20 protein-coding genes are annotated in these 20819 nt (G+C 65.4%); 12 read left to right on the top strand and 8 right to left on the bottom strand.

Features of this window, described 5'->3' with window-relative positions:
- Window positions 1-73: 73 nt before the first annotated feature.
- The 3 genes from ACZ1II_RS00460 to ACZ1II_RS00450 are packed head-to-tail and all read left to right on the top strand — an operon-like array spanning window position 74 to window position 2345.
- The gene (locus ACZ1II_RS00460) at window positions 74-616 is read left to right on the top strand and encodes a nuclear transport factor 2 family protein (protein ID WP_465143873.1); all 543 of its coding nucleotides are present in this window, start codon (window positions 74-76) and stop codon (window positions 614-616) included.
- Window positions 613-1929, top strand: coding sequence for an aromatic ring-hydroxylating oxygenase subunit alpha (locus tag ACZ1II_RS00455; protein ID WP_465143872.1), 1317 nt, complete (start codon window positions 613-615; stop codon window positions 1927-1929). Before ACZ1II_RS00460 ends, ACZ1II_RS00455 begins: the two co-directional genes overlap by 4 nt.
- Window positions 1926-2345: a nuclear transport factor 2 family protein gene (locus ACZ1II_RS00450; RefSeq protein WP_465143871.1), complete on the top strand. Its 420-nt coding sequence runs from the start codon at window positions 1926-1928 to the stop codon at window positions 2343-2345. Before ACZ1II_RS00455 ends, ACZ1II_RS00450 begins: the two co-directional genes overlap by 4 nt.
- Window positions 2346-2444: 99 nt before the next feature.
- Here the strand turns inward: ACZ1II_RS00450 and ACZ1II_RS00445 are convergent, their stop codons facing one another.
- The 6 genes from ACZ1II_RS00445 to ACZ1II_RS00420 form a co-directional block, all read right to left on the bottom strand.
- Window positions 2445-2801 carry a putative quinol monooxygenase gene (locus tag ACZ1II_RS00445; RefSeq protein WP_465143870.1) on the bottom strand — a complete coding sequence of 119 codons (357 nt, stop codon included), beginning with the start codon at window positions 2799-2801 and terminating at the stop codon, window positions 2445-2447.
- Between the two features lie 13 nt (window positions 2802-2814).
- Entirely contained in the window at window positions 2815-3324 is a 510-nt protein-coding gene (locus ACZ1II_RS00440; RefSeq protein WP_465143869.1) for a VOC family protein, read from the bottom strand.
- Window positions 3321-4982 (bottom strand): FAD-dependent oxidoreductase, encoded by a 1662-nt coding sequence (locus ACZ1II_RS00435; RefSeq protein WP_465143868.1) that lies wholly within the window; start codon window positions 4980-4982, stop codon window positions 3321-3323. The genes ACZ1II_RS00440 and ACZ1II_RS00435 overlap by 4 nt, the downstream gene beginning before the upstream one ends.
- A gap of 38 nt (window positions 4983-5020) precedes the next feature.
- Complete coding sequence (locus tag ACZ1II_RS00430) at window positions 5021-5812, bottom strand: SDR family oxidoreductase (RefSeq protein ID WP_465143867.1); 792 nt, start codon at window positions 5810-5812, stop codon at window positions 5021-5023.
- Between the two features lie 213 nt (window positions 5813-6025).
- Window positions 6026-6844, bottom strand: coding sequence for a glucose 1-dehydrogenase (locus ACZ1II_RS00425; RefSeq protein WP_465143866.1), 819 nt, complete (start codon window positions 6842-6844; stop codon window positions 6026-6028).
- Window positions 6841-7620, bottom strand: a complete 780-nt coding sequence (locus ACZ1II_RS00420) for an SDR family NAD(P)-dependent oxidoreductase (protein ID WP_465143865.1) — start codon at window positions 7618-7620, stop codon at window positions 6841-6843. Before ACZ1II_RS00420 ends, ACZ1II_RS00425 begins: the two co-directional genes overlap by 4 nt.
- Before the next feature lie 150 nt (window positions 7621-7770).
- Here ACZ1II_RS00420 and ACZ1II_RS00415 point away from each other — a divergent pair, with 150 nt between their 5' ends.
- Entirely contained in the window at window positions 7771-9213 is a 1443-nt protein-coding gene (locus tag ACZ1II_RS00415; RefSeq protein ID WP_465143864.1) for an aromatic ring-hydroxylating oxygenase subunit alpha, read from the top strand.
- Window positions 9214-9217: 4 nt separating this feature from the next.
- Window positions 9218-9982: a ThuA domain-containing protein gene (locus ACZ1II_RS00410; RefSeq protein ID WP_465143863.1), complete on the top strand. Its 765-nt coding sequence runs from the start codon at window positions 9218-9220 to the stop codon at window positions 9980-9982.
- 157 nt (window positions 9983-10139) lie between these two features.
- Here ACZ1II_RS00410 and ACZ1II_RS00405 read toward each other — a convergent pair whose 3' ends face one another.
- Window positions 10140-11258, bottom strand: coding sequence for an acyl-CoA dehydrogenase family protein (locus ACZ1II_RS00405; RefSeq protein WP_465143862.1), 1119 nt, complete (start codon window positions 11256-11258; stop codon window positions 10140-10142).
- A 151-nt stretch (window positions 11259-11409) separates the two neighbouring features.
- On the opposite strand from ACZ1II_RS00405, the gene ACZ1II_RS00400 reads away from it, so the two are divergent.
- Entirely contained in the window at window positions 11410-12183 is a 774-nt protein-coding gene (locus ACZ1II_RS00400) for a helix-turn-helix transcriptional regulator (RefSeq protein WP_465143861.1), read from the top strand.
- Window positions 12184-12745: 562 nt separating this feature from the next.
- On the opposite strand, the gene ACZ1II_RS00395 is transcribed toward ACZ1II_RS00400, so the two are convergent.
- Window positions 12746-14380, bottom strand: coding sequence for a GMC family oxidoreductase (locus ACZ1II_RS00395; protein WP_465143860.1), 1635 nt, complete (start codon window positions 14378-14380; stop codon window positions 12746-12748).
- Between the two features lie 127 nt (window positions 14381-14507).
- Between ACZ1II_RS00395 and ACZ1II_RS00390 the strand changes: the two genes are divergently transcribed.
- The 6 genes from ACZ1II_RS00390 to ACZ1II_RS00365 are packed head-to-tail and all read left to right on the top strand — an operon-like array spanning window position 14508 to window position 20813.
- Window positions 14508-14918 (top strand): Zn-ribbon domain-containing OB-fold protein, encoded by a 411-nt coding sequence (locus ACZ1II_RS00390; RefSeq protein WP_465143859.1) that lies wholly within the window; start codon window positions 14508-14510, stop codon window positions 14916-14918.
- Complete coding sequence (locus tag ACZ1II_RS00385) at window positions 14915-16087, top strand: thiolase family protein (RefSeq protein ID WP_465143858.1); 1173 nt, start codon at window positions 14915-14917, stop codon at window positions 16085-16087. The genes ACZ1II_RS00390 and ACZ1II_RS00385 overlap by 4 nt, the downstream gene beginning before the upstream one ends.
- A gap of 5 nt (window positions 16088-16092) precedes the next feature.
- Window positions 16093-17301, top strand: a complete 1209-nt coding sequence (locus tag ACZ1II_RS00380) for an acyl-CoA dehydrogenase family protein (protein ID WP_465143857.1) — start codon at window positions 16093-16095, stop codon at window positions 17299-17301.
- A gap of 47 nt (window positions 17302-17348) precedes the next feature.
- Window positions 17349-18338, top strand: a complete 990-nt coding sequence (locus ACZ1II_RS00375) for a thiamine pyrophosphate-dependent dehydrogenase E1 component subunit alpha (protein WP_465144499.1) — start codon at window positions 17349-17351, stop codon at window positions 18336-18338.
- A 17-nt stretch (window positions 18339-18355) separates the two neighbouring features.
- Window positions 18356-19369: an alpha-ketoacid dehydrogenase subunit beta gene (locus ACZ1II_RS00370; RefSeq protein WP_465143856.1), complete on the top strand. Its 1014-nt coding sequence runs from the start codon at window positions 18356-18358 to the stop codon at window positions 19367-19369.
- A 13-nt stretch (window positions 19370-19382) separates the two neighbouring features.
- Window positions 19383-20813 (top strand): 2-oxo acid dehydrogenase subunit E2, encoded by a 1431-nt coding sequence (locus ACZ1II_RS00365; RefSeq protein ID WP_465143855.1) that lies wholly within the window; start codon window positions 19383-19385, stop codon window positions 20811-20813.
- Window positions 20814-20819 lie beyond the last annotated feature (6 nt).

Below are 20819 nucleotides of genomic sequence, written 5' to 3'. Positions count from 1 at the left end.
CGGGCAGGGGCGTACCATAAGAGGCCGATAACAGCAGGCCGGTCTTCGAAAACCGGCGGCGGAGAGGCAGGACATGGGCGAGCCGCAAGCGGCGACAGATTTCGATATCGTGGCCGAACTGCGCGATCTGGCGGCGCGGCGCGACATCGCCGAGGCCGCACATCGCTACATGCGCGGGCTGGACCGGCTCGATCCTGCGCTCCAGCGCCGGGCTTTCCATGCCGATGCCGTGGTGGACTGTGGGCTGATGAAGGGCACGGCGGACGAATTCGTCGCCTTCTGCCAGGATTTCCTCGGCACGATGCCGGCGACGCATCACTTGCTCGGCCAGCACCGCATCGAAATTACCGGAGATACCGCGCGCGGCGAGGCCTATTTCCAGGCCTGGCACGGCGTGGCCAATGAGGCGGGCGGGGTGCGGGACCTGTTCATCGCCGGACGCTATCTCGACGAATATGCCTGCCGGGACGGCGAATGGCGCATCACCTCGCGCCTGCTCGTGACCGACTGGGTCAAGGACGATCCCGGCTCGCTCGATTTCTTTGCCGCCAATCCCGGCGTCGTGCGCGGCGGTCGACTTGGTGCGGACCCCAGCCAGATAGGAGCACGTTCATGAACCTCCAGAGCAAGGTTTCCCGCTACTCGCAGGAATTCGATCCGCCGGTGCGCGGCGATCCGATCACGGCGGATCGCTACATCTCCAAGGAGTGGATGGCGGGCGAGATGAAGAACCTCTGGCCCAAGGTCTGGCACCTCGGCGGGGTGCTGGCCGATCTGGAGGAGCCGGGCGACGTGATCCGGCACAATTTCGCCAAGGAATCGGTCATCATGGTGCGGCAGGAGGACGATTCCATCCGCGCCTTCTACAATTCCTGTCCGCACCGCGGAAACCGGCTGATCCTGGCCGACGTGACCAGCGTGCCGCGCATCACCTGCGGCTATCACAACTGGACTTACGATCTGGACGGTACTCTCATCAAGGTGCAGGACCCGGACGACTTTGAGGGCGGCAACCCCTGCGGCAAAGTCCACCTGTCGGAACTGCGCTGCGAGACCTGGGGGCCGTTCGTGTTCTGGTGCATGGACGACGACGTCGCCCCGCTGCACGAATGGCTCTCGCCCTTCCCGGAGCGTCTGGCCGGTTACGGCATCGACAACTGGGTGCGGGTGCTCAACCTCTCGGCCGACTGCGAATTCAACTGGAAGATCATCCGCGACAATTTCAACGAGAGCTACCACCTGCCGACGATCCATCCGGAACTGGCGACTTTCATCAACGACGGTCTGCCGGACACCCTGTTCGAGATGTACCCCTCGGGCCATAACTCGATGTGGATGAAAGGCCATCAGGCCACCACCCGCGTCGATTATCACACGACCGAAGTGCCTGCGCCGCTCGACCAGATCGCGCGGGCCTGGGGCATCGATCCGGCTGATTATGCGGGCCATACCGGGGACCTTCGCGCCGCGGTGATCGAGGCGAAGCGGCGGCTGGGGCCGGAGCGGGGCTTCGCCAACTACGCGGAGATGAGCGACCAGCAACTGGTGGACTACTTCCACTGCACGCTGTTCCCGAACCTCACCTTGACGATGAGTCCGGAGCAGTTGCAGGTCCTGCGCACCGAACCGCACCCCACCGATCCCGAGAAATGCGTGTTCCAGCACTGGTGCCTCTATCCGCCGATCGCGGGGATGCGCGAGGTGGAAACGCCGCTCGGCACCGTGCCACTGCGTCACGATGCGATTGCGCGCCACTCGGTCTATGGAGACGGTGTTTCGGTGGGCTTCGTGGCGGATCAGGACCTCTCGATCGGCACCAGCCAGCAGCAGGGACTCAATTCGCGCGGGTTCAAGGGCTGTATCCTGCCGGGTCAGGAAAAGCGGGTGCAGCGGTTCCATGAGCTGCTCAACGACAAGGTGCTGGGGTGAATTCCTGCCCCGTCGAGGATCGGCTGGCGATCGAGGACCTGCTGGTGGCTTATGCCCATGGGCTGGACGGTCTCCACGATGTCGACGGGTTGCTGGCGCTTTTCGTGGAGGATGCGGTCTTCGACCTTTCCGGCATCGGGTTTGCGAAGCTGGAGGGCCATGCTGCGATCCGCCGCTTCTTCGAGGATACGTTCGCGGCGATGGCGGCTCAGGCGCATTATCTGAGCAACTTCGCGGTCACCGCCTATGCGGGCGACCGCGCCTCGGTTCGTGCTTATGTAACCGGGATGGCCCGGTACAAGGCGGGAGGCGGGGTGACGGTTCACGGGCGCTATTATTTCGATGTCGTGCGGACGGCGGCGGGCTGGAAAGCGGCGCGTTTCACGATGGACTTGCTCCTTCCGCCGGAAGGGTGAGAGCGCATTTTTCTGCCACTCCACCTCGTCGCCCCCGCGAAGGCGGGGGCCCCGCTTGCCTTCGCGGGGATGACGAGGATTTTTAGGGGAGGGTGGGGGTTACAGCGTCACCCCGAAGATTTCCCGCCGCGCCTGACCCTGCTCGTCATAGACCGGCTCGATCCCGGCGACGGAATAGACCTGCACCGCGAAGCCCGTCAGTTCGTAGCGGCCAAGATGATCGCGCATCGCCCCGTAGGAGGAATGCGCGAAGTGGCTGAGCAGCGCCCGTTCGCTGTCCCATTCCTCGTAGACATGGATCACGCCGGGATCGAGCGGATCGACCGCCCAGTTGTAGGCGGTGCAGCCCTCTTCCTCCCGGCTGGAGGCGATGTGCGCCGCGCCGCCCTGGATGATTTCCGAGCAAAGGGCATCGTCTCCGGCAAAGCGGAGGGTTCCCGCCACGATGATGCGCATGAGTAAGGTCCTTTCAGATGATCGGCCGGATCAGCGGTGTCTCGTGGATTTCGAGGATTTCGAAGACATTGCCGAAGAAATCCCGGCAATAGGTGCCCGCATAGCCGTGCTTCATGCCGTCCGCGTCGGTGGTGATTGTCGCCAGTTCGGGCGGGGCGTGGACGGGCAGGCCTGCCGCCACGATCCGCTCGTGAACGGCGGCGAGGTCCTGCACTTGCAGGGCGATATGCGTGTAGCCGTATTCGTTGACGCCCCGGCGCGGGTCCTGCGGCTGCTTCTGCTTCGGCGCGGTATATTCGAAGCACTCGATCTGCACATTGCCCAGACAGCAGAAGAACTGTTCCGCCGCGCTGCCTTCCAGTCCGACGATCGCGTCGATGAAGGGATTGTCCGCCCAGCGGAGCGGCTCCACTTCCTCCACCGCGCCCAGGATATCGAGGTAGAAGTGCCGCGCCTTGGCCAGATCGGGTACCGAAACGCCGATGTGGTGGACGCCGATCACGCCGGGGAGGGGGCCGCTCATGCCGCTACCGTGCTTTCCGCGCCGACATTGCGCTGCGCCGCGTGCCGGCCGGCGAGGTAGCCGAAGACCATGCCCGGCCCGAGCGTGCCGCCGCCGCCGCCGTAGGTCATGCCCATCATCGATCCCATGGCATTGCCTGCCGCATAGAGGCCCTCGATCGGCTTCAGGTCCACGTCCAGCACGCGGCCGAGCGTGTCGGTTTTCGGCCCGCCCTTGGTGCCCAGCGCACCGGACTTGACCTCTGCCGCGTAGTAGGGCCCACCCTCGATCTTGCCGAGCGTGGCTTCCTTGCGGCCCTTGGCGTCGGGATCGCCCCAATAGAGGTCGTAATAGCTGTCGCCCCGGCCGAAATCCGTGTCCCTGCCCGCCTCGACCATCTCGTTCCAGCGTTCGACCGTGGCTTCGAGCGCGCCTTCCGGAATGCCTAGCTTGTCCGTGAGTTCGGCCAGGGTATCGCCGCGCGCGATCCAGTCGGCAGGTTCGCGCTTATGCTCGCCGTCTCCCACGCCGATCAACTGCGTGTCGAGGAAGCCCCACTTGTCGTAGAACGACTGGTTGAACAGGCACCAGGCCGGAAGATTGGCCCAGGAGCAGGAATTCAGGTCCTGCACATGGAACGCCGCGCCGAAGGCGTTGTAGTTCGCTGCCTCGTTGGTGAAGCGCTTGCCCGTGCGGTTGACCATGATCGTGCCGGGCAGGGTGCGCTCCCCGGTGAACAGCATCCGGCCCATTTCGTTGAGCGGGGCCTCCACCACCGGCATCCACCACGCTTCCCGCATGGAGGAGAGCATGGCACCGGCCTTCATCGCCATGCGCAGCCCGTCGCCGGTATTGGTGCGGATCGAGACGGGGGAGGTCAGCGGACCGCGCAGGAAGGCGGCCTTGAACGCTTCGTTATGTTCGAAGCCGCCGGTCGCCAGCAGGACGTTGGGCGCGTCGATCAGGGTGCCGTTGTCCAGTTCCACGCCTTTGGTGACGCCCCGTTCGATCCGCAGTTCCTTGCCGCCGGAGCCCAGCAGGAATTCCACGCCCCGGTCCAGACAACCGCGCAGCAGGCGGCCGACAAGGGCGTGGCCCAGCCCGCGCTCGTCATTGTCGGCCCGGCGCTTGGCCTCGGCAGGGTCCAGCGGATCGGGTACCGCCTGCGCCAGCGAGGTTTCGCCCACGGTGAAATAGACGTGCGGCCAGTAATAGGGAGAGACCTCCACCCGGTCCCGCCATTCGCCAAGGTCGCCATAGGGATAGACGGCGCATTCCAGCGTGCGCCCCCCGCGCGATGCGGCGCCGGGCTGTTCGGGGTGGTAGTCCGGAAAATCGGGTACCACCATGAACTTCACCGGCGTGCGGTCCTCAAGGAAGGCCACCATCTCGACCCCGCCGTCGATATAGGCCTCTGCCATCTGCGGCTCGATCAGCCCGTTGGACATGGAGGCGAGGTAGGTCAGCGCCTTTTCGCGGCTGTCCTCTTTGCCGAAGGCCTGCTGGTGCGGGTTGCAGGGTATCCAGATCTGCCCGCCGGACCAGGCCGAAGTGCCGCCCAGCTTCTGCCCCTTTTCGACCACGAGAACTTTCGCGCCATGTTCGGCTGCCGTCAGCGCAGCCGTCAGCCCCGCCGCGCCCGAACCGAGCACGACGAGATCGTATGCCTTGTTGCTCATTGTCTCTCTCCCGATGGCCTCTTCAGGGCCTCATGAAATCAGACCTGACTAAAGCCTCCGTCCATCACGAGTTCGTCGCAGGTCATGAAGCTGGATGCCTCGCTGGCAAGGAAGACCACGCCGCCCGCCATTTCTTCCGGTCGGCCGAGGCGGCCGATGGGGTGCGTGGTGTTCATCGCCGCCAGCGAAGCCTCGCGCGAAGGCGAGGCGCCGAGTTCGACGTAGCGGTCCATGATGGATGCCAGCATTGGCGTTTCGATTCCGCCGGGGTGCACCGAATTGACGCGGATGTTGTACTTCAGCGCCGCGAATTCGGCGCCCAGGCACTTGGACAGCATCTTGATCGCCGCCTTGCTGACGCAATAGGCCGCGTTGAACGCCGCACCGCGCAGGCCGCCGACGCTGGAGAAGTTGATCACCGAAGCGCCCCCCTTGCGTGCCTTGCCGCCTTCCTTGAGCAGGTCGAGCAGGACCTGCGTGCCGATGATGGCGGAATCGACGTTGATCGCGTTTATGCGGTGGAATTCGGAAAGCGGCGTATCCTCGAACTTGGTGACGATCGAGAAGCCGGCATTGTTCACCAGCACGTCCAGCCTTCCGTAGTTTTCCCGCACCAGCGCCTCCACCGCGCACCAGTCTGCCTCGCTGGTGACGTCGTGCTTCAGATAGCGGTCGGCGCCTTCGATCGCGGCACTGTCCTTGAGGTCGGTGGCGATGACGGTGGCGCCGGCGGCCTTCATGGCCTTCACGATCTCGCGCCCGATGCCGCCTGCGGCTCCGGTAACGACGGCAATGGTGTCGGGAAGGGCGCCGGGTGAGGTGGGGGTCATGCTTTGTGTTCCTCTATGTCGTCGGTTGCGCCCTGCGCGCAGGGGGCTTCGACAAGCTCAGCCTGAGCGGGAATGAGGGCAAGTCTGCGGGATTAGGGTATGGAACATCCCACCGAATGGGGCTGGGCGCATTAAACAAACCCCGCTCACCCTGAGCTTGTCGAAGGGTCACGCCGGACCTGTGGCCCTCAGCAAACAGGGTGCCAAGCATCATCACTGCGCAGTCCAGCCGCCGTCGACTATCAGTTCCGCGCCGGTCATGTAGGAACTGTCGCTGGATGCGAGGAAGAACACCGCGCTGGCCAGTTCGGACGGTTCGGCCAGCCGTCCCATCGGCGTCTTGCCGGACATCAGATCCACCAGGTCCTGCGGCTTTTCCGCGACGCCCTTGTCCACCCAGCGCTGGAAGCCTTCCTTCAGCAGCGGGGTCATCACGAAGCCGGGATGCAGCGAATTGGCGCGGATCGGCATCTGCTTTCCGGCGAATTCCAGCGCGATGGACTTGGTGAACAGCCGCACCGCGCCCTTGCTGGCGTTGTAGCCGGAAACCTCGCTCATGCCGACGAGGCCCATGATCGAACTGACGTTGATGATCGAGGCGCCGCCCGGCATCTCCGCGCCGCTTGCGGCCATCAGCGGCACGAACGTGCGCACGCCCAGGAACACGCCGTCGACATTGATGCTCATGATCCGCCGCCAGCCTTCCAGAGAGGTTTCGGCGACCGGGCCGGTCAGGTCTATGCCCGCGTTGTTGACCAGGATGTGCAGCTTGCCGTGCCGCTGGGTCACGGCATCCAGCACCGCCGTCCAGTCATCCTCGCTGGTGACGTTGGCCTGCACATAGCTGGCCGCCTGACCCAGTCGGCCGAGCGTATCGCCGACAAGCGCGCTGTCCTGCGCCTCCAGATCGGTCAGCACCACTTCCGCGCCTTCGGCCAGAAAGCGCTCCACGCAGGCCAGCCCGATGCCGCGCAGCCCGCCCGAAACCAGCGCCACGCGGCCGTTCAGCCGCTGCGAACCCAGATCGCTCATACGCCCATCATCCCTGCCGTGGTTGCCCCGTCGATCACGTATTCGCTGCCGGAGACGAACTGCGATTCGTCCGATGCGAACCACGCCACCAGTCCGGCGATCTCATCCACTTGCGCCATGCGGCCCAGCGGCGACATGCCTTCGTAGGCGGCGCGGGTGGCCGCCGGATCGCCGGAAGTTTCGATCAGGTTGCGGATCATCGCGGTCTCCACCACGCCGGGCAGGATCGCGTTCACGCGAATGCGGTACTTGCGGTTGCCCGCGTGGACCGCCGCCGATTTCACCAGCGCGACGACCGCCGCCTTGGACACCGAATAGGCCACGAAATTGCCCATCGCCCGGTGCGCGTTCATGGAGGAGTTGACCAGGATTGATCCCGCCGCCCCGTCCGGGTTTTTGGCCATCAGCCGCATCGCGTGCTGCACGGTCAGCATCGCCCCGGTCTGGTTGACGCCGATGACGTTTTCCCAGCCATCCAGCGTGATATCTTCCACGCTGCCGTCGCCGTGCTCGGTCCCGGCATTGGCGAAGGCGAAGTCCAGCCGGCCGTAGTCGGCGGCGATCCGGGTGGAAAGCGCGTCCCACGCGGCGCCGTCACGCACGTTGTGGCTGACGAATTCGGCCCCGGTCGCGGCGCAGACTTCGTCCGCGGCGCTGCGGTTGGATCCGGTGAATATAACACGCGCGCCTTCCGCGCAGAGCCGCCGCACCGCACCTGCACCGATGCCGGACGTGCCTCCGGTGACCAGCGCCACCTTGCCTTCAAGCCGCTTCACGGCATTCTCCCGTCTTATTCGTTGTTTTCGAACATGGCCGATCTACGCCGGGGGGCAACCTATGATTAGAGCAAGGTGACTTCACCTTCCCATCGGTCCAGACATGCCCCAAACAGGGAAAAATGAAACAGGTTGGGAGACCTTGGACCGATGGCCGAACGTGACCCCGAATTGGGCTCTACGCTGGGAGAAGACCGCAGCGAGGGTATCAGCTGGGCCGAACTCATGGCGCAGGATTCGCGGGCGGCCCCCGCGATCCTGACGCAGGAGAGCTACACTTATCGCGGGTCAGACCCGATCCCCGCCACCCGCTACACCAGCGCCGAATTCGCCAAGCTGGAGCGGGAACGGATGTGGCCCTACGTCTGGCAGTTCGTCGCGCGCGAGGAAGACCTGCCGGAGCCCGGCGACTTCATCGTCTATGAAAACGCCGGCCGGTCCTACCTCGTCAGCCGGCAGGACGATGGATCGATACGCGCCATGCACAACGTCTGCCTCCATCGCGGCCGCAAGCTGCGCACGGAGGAAGGCCATGCCGAGAAGTTCGTCTGCCCGTTCCACGGCTTCGCCTGGAAGAAGGACGGCAGCTTCGATTCCATGCCGTGCCAGTGGGATTTCCCGCATCTGGCCGAACAGAACCTTGATCTGCCAGAGGCCGAAGTAGGGCGCTGGGCGGGTTATGTCTTCATCCGCGAGGAAAAGGGCGGCCCCAGCCTGGAGGAATTCCTGGCCCCGCTGCCCGAGCATTTCAAGCGCTGGCGGCATGAGGAATGCGCGAGTGTCATGCGCGTGGCAAAGGAAGTGCCGGCCAACTGGAAAGTGGTGATGGAGGCCTTCATGGAGGCCTGGCACACCATCGTCACTCACCCGCAACTGCTGCCGTTCACCGGCGATTCCAACGCCGCGTACTGGACCTGGGGCGATAATGTGAACGTCAACCTCGTCCCCTTCGGCGTGATGAGCCCGCACATCGAGCAGGGACAGGGCGAACAGTGGATCGTCGACGAGTTCATCAAGTACAACGGCCGTTCCGGCGACAATTACGAGGGTGAGGCTTCGGCCAATCCCATGGCGATCCGGGTGCCCGAAGGCGTCACCGCCCGCGCCGCGCTGGGTGCGGCGATGCGCGCCGCCTATACCGAGAGCACTGGCTACGACCATGCCGAGGCGACCGACGCCGAGCTGCTGGACGCGCTGGTCTACAACGTCTTCCCCAACTTCGCGCCCTGGGGCGGGTACATGCCCAACATCGTCTACAACTGGCTGCCGGGTAAGACGCCGGACACTTGCGTGATGGAAGTGCGCATTCTGGCGCGCATTCCCAAGGGCCAGCCGATCCCGCGCGGCGCCGCGCTGAAGATGCTGCGGCTGGACCAGAAATGGACCGAGGCACCGGAACTGGGCATTCTGGGCGATGTGTTCGAACAGGACATGGACAACCTGCCCTTCGTTCAGGAGGGGCTCCACGCCTCCAAGACGGGCAAGGTGAACCTCGGCAACTACCAGGAAATCCGCATCCGCCAGTTCCAGGATACGCTGATGAAGTACATCGACGGCGAACTGGGCCCGACCACGCCGGAAGGGATGGCCTGACCGCATGAGCGAAACCGCTGAAAGCCGTCCGCCGCGCATCGACTGCGTGCTGATCTGCGGCGGGGTCTGGCACGACATGGACTTTGCCCGGCTGGAACTGCTGAAGCTGCTGGCCGAGGATCCTTCGGTGCGCACCCGCGTGTTCGAGGATTACGAGAACCACGACGCCATCCGCTCCGCCTCCGTGCTGATCACTTATACCTGCGACGTCACGCCATCGCTGGCGGCGCAGGAGGTGCTGCGCGACTGGCTCGCGGCAGGTGGGCGCTGGTACGCGCTTCACGGCACCAATTCTGTGCTGCGCCTGCTGGAGAATGGGCTCTGGGATGCGCCGCGCTGGGCGCCGCTGTTCATGGATCTGCTGGGCAGCCAGTTCGTCAGCCACCCGCCGATCGCGCCCTATACGGTGACGGTGGCCGATCCCGGCCATCCGCTGGTGGAGGGGATCGAACCGTTCGAAACGACGGACGAACTCTACCACATGGAGTGCCACGGCGAGTTGCAGGTGCTGCTGGAAACCGAATGTAGCGAGGAAGGGACAGGCTTCGTGGAGGCGGCTGACGCCATCGGCACGCATCCGGTGATGTACATCAAGCAACACGGCAAAGGTGCAGTGCTCTACAACACGCTCGGCCATTGCCGGGGGCATTACGACCTTCAACCGATGCTGGACTGGTGGCCGACGGTGGACCGTTGTGCCTGGGACTTGCCGGTGTTTTATGAACTGCTGCGCCGAGGGATCGGCTGGATCAAACAGCGGGAGGGGTGAGGGTGTAGAAAGGAAGCGGGTCCCCGCCTTCGCGGGGGCGAAAGATGTTTTGGCGGGGCGGATTCCAACATCGAGGCAATTGCGCGGTTGGATACAGCACACCCGATCAAAAACCGCTTCGTCGCCCCCGCGAAGGCGGGGGGCCGCTTGTTCTTCTTCAATTCAACAACCGCGCATAGCGATCCAGCGCCGCCTCCGGCCCCTCCGGCCAGCGGGAAAGCACCAGCAACCGCTTGTGGCCGGCACCGATGGCCAGTTCGTCGGTCACGCCCATGCCGCCGTGGAACTGCACCATCTCATGCGCCAGCACGATCGAAGCCTCGCTGATCCAGGCCCTTGCGCCGCTCACCGCTTCGGCAAAACGGTCGCCGCCCCAGGAGACCAGCGCCAGGTTCAGCAGCGCTCGGCTCTGCTCGATGGCAGCATATTGCGCCACCATGCGGTGCTGGATCGCCTGGAACGAGCCTAGCGCCGCGCCGAACTGGTCGCGCGTGCGCAAATAGTCCAGCGTGTCGTGGAACAGGCGCTCCATGATGCCCAGCGCTTCGGCGCAGCGGGCCAGTGCGGCGACCTGTTGCGCCTCCTCGATCGCGGCAAGGCCGCCATCCAGCCGGTAACTTTCGGGTACGGAGACGCCCTGCAGAATCAGTGAGGCGGCAATCGACCCGTCCGCCAGCGGCCACTCGCGTCGGCACAGGCCGGGGGTATCGGCGGGGACGAGGAACAGCGCCGCGCCCTCCGCATCGGCAGGCGCGCCGGACAGGCGGGCGGAGACGAGATAGCCGTCCGCCCCACCACCCGCGATGCAGTAGGGCTTCACCCCGTCCAGCCGATAGCCGCCGTTATCGGGCACGGCAGAGGTTTCCACCCAGGTCAGCCCGTCCCGCGCTTTCGCTTCGGCATGGGCGAGGGCGAGGCGTTTTCCGCCGGTGAGCAGCGCCTCCAGCCATTCGCCCTGCAGTGCCTCGGGCGCGGTCAGCGCGAAAAGGCGCCCCGCCAGCACCGATGCCTCGGCCAGCGGCTCCACCACCATGCCCCGGCCCAGCGCCTCGAACACGGTGGCGATGCCGGTGGCGTCGAGGCTGAGGCCGCCCAGTTCCTCCGGGAACGGCGCGGCGATCAGGCCCAGTTCGCCCAGCAAGGCCCAGTTCTTGCCCGAAAACCCGCTCGATTCCGCCAGAAACGCGCGGCGTGTGGTGTGATCGTAAGTGTTGGTGACGAAGCGCTCGGTCAGCGCCTTGAGCATTTCCTCGTCTTCGCTGAGATCGAAATTCACAGGCCTCTCCCGTCTGTCACACGGGTGTAGCACCTGCCGTGGGACCATCTCCGCTGGGCAAAAGGCTAGGATGGGCGCACCGTTTTTCGGCTTTCGGGCAATTGTGCACCCCGGCGGGACACGTTACGCTCCCTGGCAAGAGAGGAAAAACATGTCGCTGTTGTCACAGGAAAACATAGACGCCGTGCGCGTCTCGTCGCCGGCCGGTATCCGCGCGGCGGCGGAGGCGCTGCACAGGATCGCCATGGACCTCGGCTACCGGGCCGCGCCCGCGCACGACATTGCCGACAAGCGCACCCCCGTCGACGGCGAGGGCAAGGTGCTGGCGATCGAAGTGTTCGGCTGGGACGATGACGAGCGGGTCTGGTGGCGCAATTCACGCATCGCGCTCGATTCCCCGCTGACTACCGCCTGCCGCTTCGAAGGCCAGCCGTTCTGGGCCAATGCGCAAGGGTTCCGCACGCGCGAGCCGAATGCCTACCTGCAATCCATCGACATCGCCAATTTCGAACAGCGTGCCATGACCCGTGCCTGCATTGCGGTGCCGGTGCACCTGCCGTTCGGGCAGATCGGCGCGGTGAGCTTCAACCCGCTGGACAAGGACCGGACTGACCTTTCCGACGATTTCCTGCGCCTGTCGGATGCGCTCGGCCTCTATGCCCGCACGTTCGTCGCCACTTATGTGCAGGTGATGGGTTCCACCCAGGCCCTGCCGCCGGAATCACGCCTATCCAAGCGCGAAGTGGAGTGCCTGCGCTGGGCGGCGATCGGCAAGACCGATCTGGAGATCAGCATGATCATGTCCCGCAGCCGCGCCACCGTGCGGTTCCACATCCACAATGCGGCGACCAAGCTGAACGCGGTGAACCGCAGCCAGACCGTCTTCAAGGCGGCCCAGCTGGGTTACATCTCGCTTCACAATTAGTGTCTGCTCGGAGACGGCGTGGATGGCAGTTTTCGGGATTTTCGTTTGGAGTGGACGTTCCGTACAAACCAACAAAGCTGACGTTGACTTCGAAAGGTGCGGCTAGCTAGCTAAAGCGTTGGCAGGCGGTCTAAACTCGAAGCGCAAGAAACGAACCATCAAAGGAACGGTCAATATCGATGATCTCGTTCTCCATTGGGCTCTCACGAGCGAACCCCAATGGAGTAACAGCGGAGACGGCTACAAGGGCCTTTGCCTTTCGGTAAAAGTCGCAAGCGAAGCGCGGCGCGAACTCATTATTGAATACCCATATCCAAAAGGGCGAGATGGACGGCTGTTGCCAGTACCGCAACGCCCACCTGTGTCAGCAAAGCTCGTGGAAGCTGATATACGGCAGGCTTTGGCGGAGGGTTGGGACCCTGCTTCGCGAGGAAAAGCATATACCTACTATGTACCCGAAGTCCGGTAACCCCGACAAAGCTGTCTCTCACCGCATTGATACACAGGTCGAAAGCCGACGGTCGTTCGCTGTCCAGATTTGGCCATGCCGCCAGAGAATTGCTTAAAACGTAATCCGGTCCTCCAGCATCAGCTTCGCGCCGCGCAGGCCTAGCGCCATGGCGGGGGCATTGGTGTTGCCGGTCACATGGCCCGGCATCACCGAACAGTCCGCCACCCGCACGCCGGTCACGCCATTTACCCGCAGGCGCGGATCAACCACCGCTGTAGGATCGCTGCCCATGCGGCAGGAGCGGATGGCGTGGAGGCCGCAACTGGACAGGCGGCGGAAGGCGGCGAGGATGGCCGCATCGCTGTCGATTTCCGCGCCGGGCACCAGTTCCGCGCCCACCATCTGCCCTAGCGGCGCCTCCGCCATGAAAGCGCGCATCTTGCGCACCAGCGCGACGGCGGAGTAGCGGTCGTGCTCGGTCGTCAGGAAATTGTGGCGAATGTTGGCTGGATCGCTGCTTTTCGGACCCGTCGCCCGCACCGCGCTTTCGCTGGTGAGGCGCAGCAACTGGCCGTAGATGGTGACGCCGGGGCGCGGATCGATCTTGTCGAGTGGGACCGGGTCCTTGTCGTCGCCGACCTTGAAAGTGTAGCCGCCCAGATAGAACTGCGCGTCCGTTCGCCCGTCGGGATGGGCGACATTGCAGAAGGCGCCGACCTCGAAAGGCCCGGTTGCCAGTACGCCGTCATGCCGCAGCAGATAGCGCAGCATGGCCATGGCCGCGCCCACGCCGAAGAAGCTGCGGTTGGTGCCGCGCCCGTGCTCCAGTCGATAGGGGATAGAGATCGACAAGTGCTCGATCATCCGCTCCCCCACGTCGGGCGAATGGACGAGCGGGGCGATCCCCGCTGCCTTCAGCCTTTCGGCATCGCCGATTCCGGAGCGCTGGAGCAGTAGCGGGCTTTCCATCGCGCCCGCGCTCACCACGATCTCCCCGCAACATGCGAAGTGTTGCGGTGCGCCGTTCACCACCGCATCGATCCCCGTGGCGCGGGTGCCGTCGAACACGATCCGCTCCGCTAGGGCGCCCGTCACCACCGTCAGGTTCGGCCGCCCGCGCGCCGCCGCCAAATAAGTCCGTGCCGAGGATTCGCGGCGGCCATTTCGGATGTTGTGGCTGTAATAGCCGACGCGTGGGCCGGCCGCCGCGTTGAGGTCGTCCACGCGGCGCAGCCCTAGCGCTTCGCCGGATTCGATCATCCGCTCTGCCAGTGGGTAAGTGTAGCAGGCGGGATCGACATGGACGAGGCCGCCGCTGCTGCGCATCGGTGAGGCGCCCGCCGCGTGGTCTTCCAGTTCGAGGAAGGCGGCGGTCATGCTCGCGCCGTTCCAGCCGGTGGCGCCCGCGTCGCTTTCCCAGGCGTCGTAGTCCGCCGGTTCACCCCGGCTCCAGATCATGCCGTTGATCGAGGATGAGCCGCCAAGGCCCTTGCCCCGGATCCAGACTTCGCCGCCCGCCTCGTTGGCGCCTTCCTCGCGCGGCTGGCTGACCGGATAGGCCCACATGTGTTCGGGCTTCTTCACCAGCTTGGCCACGCCCTTGGGCAAAGTGACCCAGAAGCTGTCGTTGGCGCCGCCTGCCTCCAGCAGCAGCACTTGCGCGCGGCCGTCTGCGCTCAGCCGTTCCGCCATGACGCAGCCGGCCGAACCGGCGCCGACGATGATGTAGTCCCAGCTCTTTGCCATGGCTTCGTTCTCCCGCCCCACTGCGTCGCACGAACTGGCACATTGGCTACCCTAGCGTTTTGGTGAGTCACAAAGCCGGGGCGGGCACGCTTAAACCATTCACATCAACGGACTCGAAAGCCGAGAGATGGGGAGAACGATGCGCGCCATTGCCGAAGGCCTGTTCACGGAAGAGACGCCGCCCCGGTTGTTGGGCGGCCGCGAACTGCAAACGGGGCGCGTAGTCTTTCCTTGCCCGGCCGGCGACGCCTGCGACCCCGTGCCGCTGGCGCGCGAGGGCCGCCTCTGGTCCTACACCGTGCAGCGCTATCGCCCCAAGACGCCGCCCTATGCCGGGCCAGAGGCCTTTGCGCCTTGGATCGTCGCCTATGTCGAATTGCCGGGCGAAGTGATCGTGGAGGCGCGGCTGGTGGATGTGGCGTTCGATGCGGTGGAGATCGGCATGCCGGTGCGCCTCGTTCCTTTGGCGCTCGATCCCGAGGCGGCCGAGCCGCTGGCCATTCCGGCCTTCGCGCCGATCGAGGGAGGCCGCGCATGAGCGACGTCTGCATCGTCGGCATCGGCATCCATCCTTTCGGGCGCACCGATGGCCTGTCCGGCGTCGATCAGGGCGTCTTCGCGGTGCGGCAGGCGCTGGCCGATGCGGGCGTGGACTGGCCGCAAATCCAGTTCGCCTATGGCAGTTCGGACGCGGCCGGAAATCCCGATACCATGGTGGACCGGCTGGGGCTGACCGGGGTGCAGTTCATCAATGTGCGCAACGGCTGCGCGGCGGGCGGATCGGCGCTGTTTTCCGCGCAGATGGCGATCAAGTCGGGCGAGTTCGAGCTTGGCCTTGCAGTCGGGTTCGACAAGCATCCGCGCGGTGCCTTCAATGCCCTGCCCAGCGAATACAACCTGCCGGACTGGTATGGGGAGGCGGGCTACATGGTCACCACCCAGTTCTTCGCGGCGAAGATCATGCGCTACATGCACATGTTCGGTATCTCCCACCAGACGCTGGCCCGCGTGGCGGAAAAGGCCTTTCGCAACGGTGCCCACGCGCCGCACGCCTGGCGGCGCCAGCCGGTGCCGATCGAGGAGATCCTGGCCGCGCCGCTCGTATCGGATCCCTACACCAAATACATGTTCTGCTCCCCGGCCGAGGGCGGTGTCGCGCTCGTGCTGGCCAGCGAGAAGAAGGCGCGCGAACTGGGTAAGCCGCTGGTGCGCCTGAAGGCCGCGACCATGCGCACCCGCCCGCCGCACAGTTTCGAGGTTTTCGCGCCCAGCGTGGATGTCGTGGCGGACGACAGCGCGCCGCGCGGCACCGCCACGCGCATCGCCTCGGCCGATGCGTTCCGTCTGGCCGGGATTGGTCCGGGCGACATCGACGTGGCGCAGATTCAGGATACCGAAGCGGGAGCGGAGATCATGCACATGGCGGAGAACCGTTTCTGCGCCGATGGCGATCAGGAACGCTGGCTGGCCGAAGGGTGGACCGAGATCGGCGGCACCCTGCCGGTCAATACCGATGGCGGCTGCCTTGCCTGCGGAGAGCCGATCGGCGCTTCGGGGCTGCGGCAGGTCTACGAAAACGTGGTGCAACTGCGCGGGGACGGCGGCGGCCGTCAGGTGCCCGGCCATAGGCGGGGCGGCCCCAAGACGGCCTACAGCCACGTCTACGGCGCGCCGGGCGTCTCCGCGGTGACGATTCTGGAACGATAGAACGGATGGACATCGAACTCTCCCCCGCCGACGAAGCCTTCCGCGAGGATGTGCGCGCCTTTCTGCGCGATCATCTGCCCGATGCGGTGAAGGCCGGCGCCGCCGCCACGCCTTCGGTTTTCGTCGAGCCGGACATCGGGCAGGCCTGGAACGCGGTGCTCGCCGCCAAGGGCTGGCTCGGCTATCAATGGCCGGTCGAACATGGCGGCACCGGCTGGACGCCGCTTCAGCGCTACCTGTTCGAGAAGGAATGCGCCGCAGCCGGTGCACCGAACCTGACCGTGCTGGGCCTGAAGCTGCTGGCCCCGGTGCTCTGGACTTTCGGGAGCGCGACGCAGAAGGCCCGCTATCTGCCGCGCATCCTTTCTGGCGAGGATTACTGGTGCCAGGGTTTTTCGGAGCCGGGCGCGGGGTCCGACCTTGCCAGCCTGAAGACCCGCGCGGTGCGAGAGGGCGATCACTACGTGGTGAACGGATCGAAGATCTGGACTACCCATGCCCACCACGCCAACGGCATGTTCACGCTGGTGCGCACCGATCCGGAGGTGAAGAAGCAGGCGGGCATCTCGTTCCTGCTGATCGACCTTGCCAGCCCCGGCGTTTCGGTGCGGCCGATCCTGACGACGGCGGGCGACCATGAGGTCAACCAGGTGTTCCTCGAAGACGTGCGCGTGCCCGCAGAGAACCTGGTGGGCGAGGAAGGGCAGGGCTGGACCATCGCCAAGTTCCTCCTCGAAAACGAGCGCGGCGGATCGTGCCATGCGCCGAAACTCGGCTACGACCTCGCCCAGATCGAGGCGGCGGCGAAAGTGGAAAGCGACGGGAACGGCGGCTGTCTGGCAGGCAGCGCGGACTGGCGCCGCCGCATGGCAAAGGCCCGGCTCGGCGTGGAAGCGCTGGAGATGATCGAGCTGAAGATCATCTCCGAAATCGCCAAGGGCCGGAAACCGGGGCCGCAGACCTCGCTCACCAAGCTGCTGGCATCGAACCTGCGGCAGGAGATCGATCTGCTCGCGGTGGACCTGTTCGGCATCGCCGGGCTCCAGCTGGAAACCTCACGCCCGCTCTATGGCGACAATGCGCCGGAGCCGGTTCACTCACGCGCCGCGCAAGTCGCCGCCGCCCGCTATCTCAACAGCCGGGCCTGGACGATTTTCGGGGGGACAAACGAGGTGCAGAGCACCATCATCGCCAAATCCGTACTTGGTCTCTGAAGAGGAACCGTGACAGCATGCGGACGACAACGGGAGAGGAAACCGGGATGCAACTGAACCGCGAGGCGCTGACGCGCGCCTATCGGCAGATGAAGCTGATCCGCGAATTCGAGGAACGCCTTCACGAGGAGATCCAGACCGGGGAAATCGCCGGTTTCACGCACCTCTACTGCGGGCAGGAAGCCGTGGCGGTGGGCGTGTGCGAACATCTGTCGGAGCGGGACAAGATCGTCTCCACCCATCGCGGCCATGGCCACTGCCTGGCCAAGGGTTGCGACGTTACCGGCATGATGAAGGAGATCTGGGGCAGCCAGGAAGGCCTGTGCAACGGCAAGGGCGGCTCCATGCACATCGCCGATATCGACAAGGGCATGCTGGGCGCCAACGGCATCGTCGGCGCGGGCGCGCCGATCGCGGTGGGCGCGGCGCTTTCGAACAAGATCGACGGGCCGGACGAGAACGGCAAGCTGGCCGTCTCCATCGCCTTTTCGGGCGACGGTGCGTGCAATCAGGGCACCACGTTCGAGGCGATGAACCTGGCCGTCGTCACCAAGGCCCCGGCGATCTTCGTCTTCGAAAACAACCACTATTCGGAACATACCGGCGATGCCTATGCCGTGGGCACCGCGCAGGACATCGCCAGCCGTGCCGAGGCTTTCGGCATGAAAGTCTGGCGGGCAGACGGGACGGACTTCTTCTCGGTCTACGACACTTTCGGCGAAGTGCTGGAATTCGTCCGCACCCCCGGCAACGGCCCGGCAGCGGTGGAATTCGATACCGAGCGCTTCTTCGGCCACTTTGAAGGCGATCCCCAGCGCTATCGCGGGGAGGGGGAACTGGACCGGCTGCGCGCCACGCGCGACTGCCTGCGCAAGTTCCGCGAGAAGGTGACCGGGGCGAAACTGCTGACCGATGCCGATCTGGACGCGGTGGATAGCGATGCCCTCGGCACCATCGAGCAGGCCGTCACGGCCTCTCGCGCGGCTGCGCGTCCGAGCCCTGAGAACGTCCTCGAAAACGTTTACATCAGCTACTGACTGGCGGAGCGAAGCACATGGCAAAGATGATGTATCGCGACGCCATTCGCGGCACGATATTCCAGGAAATGCAGCGCGATCCGCGCGTCGTCGTGCTGGGCGAGGACGTGGTAGGCGGCATGGGCACGGCCGGCGGGCCGGAGGCGATCGGCGGCATCTGGTCCACCTCCACCGGGTTCTACGAAGCCTTCGGGCCGGACCGGGTGATCGATACGCCGATCAGCGAAAGCGCGATCATGGGCGCGGCGGGCGGTCTCGCTCTGGCCGGCAAGCGGCCGGTGGCGGAGATCATGTTTGCAGACTTCATCGGCGTCTGCATGGACCAGCTGTGGAACCAGATCGCCAAGTTCCGCTACATGTTCGGCGGCAAGTCGGTCTGCCCGGCGGTGATCCGCATGCCCTGCGGCGCCGGCTACAACGCCGCCGCGCAGCACAGCCAGATGATCAGCCAGTTCGTCACCTCCATGCCCGGCCTGAAGGTCGTCATGCCCGCCACCCCCGCCGATGCCTGCGGACTGCTGCGGCAGGCGATCCGCGACGACGATCCGGTGGTCTTCCTGGAGCACAAGTTCCTCTATGCGATGACGGGCGAGGTGCCGGACGATCCGGACTTCGTCATCCCCTTCGGCCATGCGCGGTTGGCGCGCGCCGGGGAGGATGTGACGATCGTCGCCTCCGGCATGATGGTCGGCTATGCGGAGACCGCCGCCGACGATCTGGCGCAGGACGGCGTGGGCTGCGACGTGATCGACTTGCGCACCACCTCTCCGCTCGATGAGGAAGCGATCCTCGATTCCGTGGAAGCGACCGGGCGGCTGGTGATCGTGGACGAGGCGCCGCCCCGCTGTAGCCTTGCCACCGACATTGCCGCGCTTGTCGCCAACAAGGCCTTCGCCAGCCTGAAGGCCCCGATCGAGATGGTCACCGCGCCGCATACGCCGGTGCCCTTCGCCCGCGAGTTGGAGGGCGCCTACCTGCCCAGCCCCGCGAAAGTCGCCGCTGCCGTCCGCAAGACGCTGGCATACCGTTGAGGAGGGCGCCGTCATGAGCAGGATCCGCGCTTTCACGATGCCCAAGTGGGGCATTGAGATGACGGAAGGGACCGTGGCCGAATGGATGGTCAAGGAAGGCGACAGCTTCACGCGCGGCCAGACGCTGTGCCTGATCGAAACCGCCAAGATCACCAACGAGGTGGAGGCCGAATACGACGCCACCGTGCGCCGCATCATGGTCACGGGCGGCACCGATGCCGAGCCGGTGGGCGCGCTGTTGGCGGTGTTCGACGAGGGTGCGCACTCGGATGACGAGATCGACGCCTTCATCGCCGGTTTCACCCCCGCCGAGGGCGGCGTGGCGCAGGGCGCGTCGAAGGCGAAGGTGGTGGAGCCGGTCGGCGCCATCGCTGGCACGCCCGAACGCGTGCGCGTGCCGATCGAGACCAATCGCCCGATCAGCCCGGAGGCGCTGCGGCTCGCCGAAGAGGAAAGCGTCGATATCGCTGCGATCGAGGGATCGGGGCGGGGTGGTCGCATCACCCATCAGGATGTGGTCAAGGCCATGCGCGGACCGGCCAGCCCGGTGCTGAAGGGCGTTTTGGCGCTGCCGGAGGACGACGCCAAAGTCTTCGCCTCCCCGCTCGCCCGCCGCATCGCCGCGCTGCATGGTCTCGCCTTGACTGGCGTGACCGGAACCGGCCCGCGTGGCCGCATTTCCAAGGCTGACGTGCTTGCGCTGGTTCCGGCGCCGGCCAATTCCGATGGCTTGGCGCCGCCCGCCTTCGTCGCCGGCGCCAACCAGCCGGAGATCGTTCCCTTCGACCGCATCCGCAAGATCGTGGCCCAGCGGCTGACGCAGGCGAAGCAGGAAATCCCGCACTTCTACTTGCGCCTCTCCGCCCGCGCCGACGCGCTGCTGGACTTGCGGGGGAGCGCCAATCTTGTGCTGGGCTGCAAGGCTTCGGTGAATGACTGGATGGTCAAGGCCTGCGCCATGGCGCTCGTCCGCCATCCGGAGGTCAACGTGCAGGTTCACGGCACCGACATCTACCGCTTCCCCCATGCCGACATCGCGATTGCGGTGGCCGGTCCCAAGGGCCTCGTCACCCCGGTGGTGCGGCAGGCGGACCGGATGCGGATCGACCAGCTTGCGGCCGAAACCCGCCGCCTGATCGACAAGGCGCAGGGAAAAGGTCTCGGCATGGAGGACATGGAGGGCGGCACGTTCTCCGTCTCCAACCTCGGCATGGTCGGAGTCGAGAACTTCGATGCGATCATCAACCCGCCGCAGGGCGCGATCCTGGCCGTCGGCGCGGCGCAGCGCCAGCCGGTAGAGACCGCGTCTGGCGGCGTGGCGTTCGAAACGCGGATCGCGCTCACTCTCTCGGTGGATCACCGCGCCATCGACGGGGCTGCCGGCGCGCAGTTTCTGCAGACGCTGAAGACTCTCATCGAGGAGCCGCAGGGCCTCTTCGCCTGAATAAGG

The organism is Novosphingobium sp. BL-S-20, from assembly GCF_055521635.1.
Note: the sequence above shows the minus strand (reverse complement) of the source record. Positions and strands in the feature narration are given on the sequence as shown.